This window comes from Acidobacteriota bacterium, from assembly GCA_003696075.1.
Taxonomy (GTDB): domain Bacteria; phylum Acidobacteriota; class Polarisedimenticolia; order J045; family J045; genus J045.
Map to the genome: position 1 here is coordinate 1 of RFHH01000188.1, position 5,135 is coordinate 5,135.

Annotated in this window: 3 protein-coding genes; 1 reads left to right on the forward strand and 2 read right to left on the reverse strand. The window is 72.0% G+C overall.

The window, feature by feature from the left end; genetic code table 11:
* Window positions 1-268 precede the first annotated feature (268 nt).
* Entirely contained in the window at window positions 269-2,269 is a 2,001-nt protein-coding gene (locus tag D6718_12370; GenBank protein RMG43406.1) for a hypothetical protein, read from the forward strand.
* 608 nt (window positions 2,270-2,877) lie between these two features.
* Here the strand turns inward: D6718_12370 and dusA are convergent.
* Window positions 2,878-3,906, reverse strand: a complete 1,029-nt coding sequence (gene dusA, locus D6718_12375) for a tRNA dihydrouridine(20/20a) synthase DusA (protein RMG43407.1) — start codon at window positions 3,904-3,906, stop codon at window positions 2,878-2,880.
* Window positions 3,903-5,084, reverse strand: a complete 1,182-nt coding sequence (locus D6718_12380) for a threonine synthase (GenBank protein ID RMG43408.1) — start codon at window positions 5,082-5,084, stop codon at window positions 3,903-3,905. Before D6718_12380 ends, dusA begins: the two co-directional genes overlap by 4 nt.
* Window positions 5,085-5,135 lie beyond the last annotated feature (51 nt).

Genomic DNA, 5,135 nt, shown 5'->3' on the forward strand with positions numbered 1-5,135 from the left:
ACAGGACTGTCTCACGACTGTCTCACGCCCCGGTCTCGCGACCGGCGCGACCGGGGCTGAGACAGTGTCAACCTGCTGAAAAACAACGCCTTGCCGCGAAGAGACAGCCCGGCGCTCCCGTCCCGTGAGACAGTCTCCCTGCTGTGTCTCACGTCATTAAGCTATTGATCTCAAAGGGGTTATCTGTCGCCTCCGCTGGCACGGCCCTTGCCTTGAGAGGGGGCGCAACGGGATTCGAGGAGACGAAGACCCGAGGGGAGAACGAACGATGAACCGCACCGGACACTCCAACAGCTCCAAGCGCCGCTGCCTGGCCCTCCTGGCGGGGCTGGCTGTGGTGGCTTCCTTCTTCATGTTCCCGGCCTTCGCGGGCGAGACCGGCCTGCGGGCCAAGATCGCGCGCGACCTGGCCGATCAGATGGCCTCCGCGGCCGAGGGCGAGGCGCTCGCGGTCGTCGTGCAGTACGGCGAGGGTCACGCACCCGGCACCGAGGTGACCGCTCTTCCGGGGGCCCGGGTCGTCGGCACGCTCGGCTCCGTCGCGGTGAAGCTGAACAGCGCGGCGATCCGGCGCCTGGCCGAGAACCCGGCCGTGCTCTCGATCGCGCCGGACCGGCTGCTCCGCGCCAACCTCGACGTGGCGGTGGCCGCCTCCAACGCCGACATCGCCTACAGCCACTACGGCCACACCGGCAAGGGCGTGACCGTGGCGCTGATCGACACCGGCCTCGCGCCGAACCTCGCCGTTCCGGAGGAGCGGGTGCTCGCGCGCGTCGACTTCGTCGACCCCGACGGCAACGCGGTCGACGGCCACGGCCACGGAACGCACATCGCGGCGATCATCGGTGGCGAGAACGGCGTGGCCCCGGAGGTCAACTTCGTGGTGCTTCGCGTCCTCGACGCCGAGGGACAGGGCAAGCTTTCCTCCGTGCTGCAGGCGATCGACTGGACGATCCAGCACAAGGACGAGTACGGCATCCGCGTCGTCAACATGTCGCTCGGCTACGCGCCGCGCATGTCGATCGCCATCGATCCGGTCAACATCGCGGTGCGCCGCGCCTGGGCGGCGGGCCTCACCGTCGTCGCTTCCGCCGGCAACCGCGGGCGTGACGGCCACCTCACCATCAACGCCCCCGGCAACGATCCCCGCGTGATCACGGTCGGTGCGATGAACGACCTGAACACGCTCGAGCGGGCCGACGACGTCATCACCACCTACAGCGGCCGCGGCCCCTCCTACGGCGACCTCGTTCTGAAGCCGGACCTCGTCGCTCCCGGCAACCGGATCGTCGGCCCCGCGGTGCCCGGCTCGACGCTGGCCACCGAGCATCCCGAGAAGCTCGTCGACGGCGGCATCGAGCTGTCCGGCACCAGCATGGCCGCCGGCTTCGTGAGCGGCGCAGCGGCTCTGCTGATCGAGCGGCACCCCGAGATCTCCAACGACGCGATCAAGACGGTCCTCATGCGCTCCGCCGAGAAGCTCGACGACGTGGACGTGTTCGCCCGCGGCGCCGGCTACCTCGACGTCGAGGCCGCGCTCGAGCTCTCGGACGAGCTGGCGACGTCCCGCCACTACAGCTCCGCCTCGCCGCGCATCGGCCGCGCGCCGAAGGGCGTGTTCCTCTACGTCGTCAGCGAGGCGACGCGCCGCCCGGTGATCCTGACCGGCTTCGCCGACGTCTACGGGGACAACGCGGTCTACGGGGACGAGGAGTTCTGGACCGACCGCGAGCTGTGGGGCGACGGGATCCTCTGGGCTGACGGCATCCTGTGGGCCGACGGGATTCTCTGGGCCGACGCCACGCCGGTCGCCGACGGAATCCTCTGGGCGGACGGCATCCTGTGGGCTGACGGGATCCTCTGGGCCGACAGCCAGCTGTGGGGCGACGGGATCCTGTGGGCCGACGGGATCATGACCGGCGACGGGATCCTGTGGGCCGACGGCGTCGTCCAGACCGACGGGATCCTCTGGGCCGATGGCCGGCTCGAAGGCGACGGGATTCTCTGGGCTGACGGAATCCTCTGGGCCGACGGGATCCTGTGGGCGGACGGCGTCCTCTGGGCTGACGGCATCCTGTGGGCCGACGTCGCCAACGACGGGATCCTGTGGGCTGACGGGATCCTCTGGGCCGACGGGGTCCTCTGGGCCGATGGAATCCTCTGGGCCGACGGGATCCTGTGGGCCGACGGAATCCTCTGGGCCGACGGGATCCTGTGGGCTGACGGGATCCTCTGGGCCGACGTCGCTCCGGGAGCGATCGAGGACTGATCACGAAGGGGGGACTCACCAGCCGACGGGAATCGGTGCCCCGCGAGCGGCCCGGGCGAGCGCCCGGGCCGCTCTTTTTCCCAGCGTGCTTCCTTCGCGGTTCGTTCTCGGTGCCGGCTCTCCGTTGGCACGCTTCCTGACCGGACGATCGCGGCGGTGCGGTATCGAACCGCAGGGAACGGGCGTCGTCGCGGGGGATGCGGCCGGGGTCGACGGCGCGGCGGCGGGCCTTTTGCACCGTCGAGGGCCCGCCTCTTCTTCGGAGGCTTCTCCGAGGCAAGGGTGCGTTTCCGGCGGCGCGGTCTCCGGCCCGCGTCCCGGCGAGGCTGCGACAGAGGTCTCCGGCGGGTCGGAGCGCGCCTCTCCGATCGAAGCTCTCCGCTATTTCGAGTGCCCCGGATGCCCGTCCGGACCGCCGGGGACGCACCTCTTCTCGCCGCGGCCTGCCCGGGCCGTTCGGCGCGGGCGGCGCCTGCCCGCCGATCGGGAATTCGCCGCCGGTGCCGGGGGCGCCGAGGAGGTCCGCCGGGGGTCGCGCGGGCCAGCCGGCGAGGGGGAAGACGGCGGAGGAGGTTCGAGCGCGCCCGCGATCGCCGCGCGCACCGGCCTCAGCCGACCGCTGCCCGCTCCGTTTCGCCGGGGCGGGCGTCCAGCACCTCATCCGGAATGGCTCGCAGCGCACGCTCGATCAGGCTTCCGTCCGCGCCCGGTTTGACGGCCCCCTCGGTGAGGGCGCGGCGCCAGGCCCGGCCGCCGGGCACTCCGCGGAACAGCCCCAGGATGTGGCGGGTGATGTGGCTGGCGAACAGGCCGCGCGCGAACCATTCGTCGACGTAGCGCGCCATGGCGAGGGCGACCTCGCGCCGGGTGGGCGGCGGTGCGGTCTCCCCGAAGATCCTCCGGTCGGCCTCGGCGAGAAGGAACGGGTTCTCGTAGGCGGCACGCCCGATCATCACGCCATCGACCCGTTCGAGGTGAGCGGAGGCCTCGTCGAGTGTGGCGATGCCGCCGTTGATCACGATCTCGAGGTCGGGCCGCCGTTCCTTGAGCCGGTGGACCACGTCGTGCCGGAGCGGCGGCACGCGGCGGTTCTGCTTCGCATTCAGCCCGGCGAGGATCGCCTTGCGGGCATGGACGACGAACCGGTCGCATCCGGCGCTCGCGACCGTGTCGACGAATCGGAGGAGGAATGCCTCGCTGTCGAGATTGTCGATCCCGATCCGGTGCTTGACCGTCACCGGCACACGGACGGCGGCGCGAATGGCGGCGACGATCTCGGCGACGCGCTCGGGCTCGGCCATCAGGCAGGCCCCGAACCGCGCCCGCTGCACCCGTTCGCTCGGACATCCGACGTTGAGGTCGATCTCGTCGTATCCCCACCCCACGCCGATCCGCGCCGCCTCGGCGAGGGCCACCGGATCGTCGCCGGCGAGCTGGAGTGCGACCGGATGCTCGTCGGGATCGAAGCCGAGCAGCTTGGCTCGGTCGCCGTGCAGGACCGCATCCGCCGTGAGCATCTCGGTGTACAGCAGGGTGCGGCGCGTCAGACGCCGCACGAAAAAACGGAAATGGCGGTCGGTGCGCGCCATCATCGGCGCCACCGAGAGGCGGTGCGGGGGTGGGGACGGACCGCTCATCCCAGTGCCCGTGCGCGGAGGACCGGTTCGTAGCTCAAGGCGGTTCCCGTATTGAAGAGAACGACCGTCTCCGCGGGATCGATCCAACCCTCTTCGGCCAGGCGCATCGCGGCCGCCAGGCAGGCACCCCCCTCCGGCGAGGCGAGCACGCCCGCACGCGCCCCGAGCCGGGCCGCGCCGTCGATCATCTCGGCGTCGCCGACGGCGCAGGCGGTACCGCGCGACTCCCGGAGCGCCCTGAGCACCAGCCGGTCGCCGATCGCGCGCGGGACCCGCAGGCCGGAGGCGATCGTCGACGCTCCCTCCCAGGCCCGTGCCTCCTCGGCGCCTTCCCGGAAGGCGCGCACGATCGGCATGCAGCCCGAAGCCTGCACGGCGACCAGCCGCGGCGGCGCGCCGCACTCCCAGCCGAGCTGGGCGATCTCCCCGAACGCCTTCCACATACCGACGATCCCGGTTCCTCCGCCCGTCGGGTAGACCACCACGTCCGGAAGCCGCGGCAACTGCACGGCGAGGTCGTAGCCCATCGTCTTCTTGCCCTCGACGCGATACGGTTCCTTCAGCGTCGAGCAGTCGATCAGACCCGCCTCCGCGGCGCGCTCGCGCACCAGCGCCCCGCACGCGTCGATCAGGCCCTCGTGCCGGACGACCTGCGCGCCGAGCAGCCGCATCGCCGTGACGAAGGGCGCGGGTGTGTCGGCCGGGCAGGCGACGAAGGCGGTCAGGCCGGCTGCGGCCGCGTAGGCCGCCAGCGCCACCCCGGCGTTGCCGGCGGTGGGCAGCGCGACGCCGCGCGCGCCGAGTTCGCGCGCGCGGCTCACCGCGGCGGCGAGCCCCCGGGCCTTGAAGCTCCCCGTCGGGTTCACGCTCTCGTCCTTCACGTAGACGGTCGCCCCGCCCACCAGCTCGTCGAGACGGGGGCATCGCACGAGCGGCGTTCGTCCTTCCCCGAGATCGACGTGCGGCGCGCCGAACGGCATCACCTCGGCGTAGCGCGACAGGCCGGGCGGCCGCTCGCGCGCGGCGCCGAGCGTCAGCGTCCGGCGTGCCCGCTCGAGGTCGTAGCGCGCCAGGAGCGGCCGGCGGCAGTCCGGGCACAACCCGGCCGGCCGGTCCGCCGGAAAGCGCGTTCCGCACTCCGAGCAGCTCAGGTGGGACAACGTCGTTGGCGCGGCCACGGACCGGATTCTGCGGCGGCCCGTCCCTCCCCGCCAGCGGCGCCCGCCCCC

Coding starts and splice junctions, on each gene's coding strand:
- dusA (RMG43407.1), bottom strand. CDS start 3,906: ATGAGCGGTCCGTCCCCACCCCCGCACCGCCTCTCGGTGGCGCCGATG.
- D6718_12370 (RMG43406.1), top strand. CDS start 269: ATGAACCGCACCGGACACTCCAACAGCTCCAAGCGCCGCTGCCTGGCC.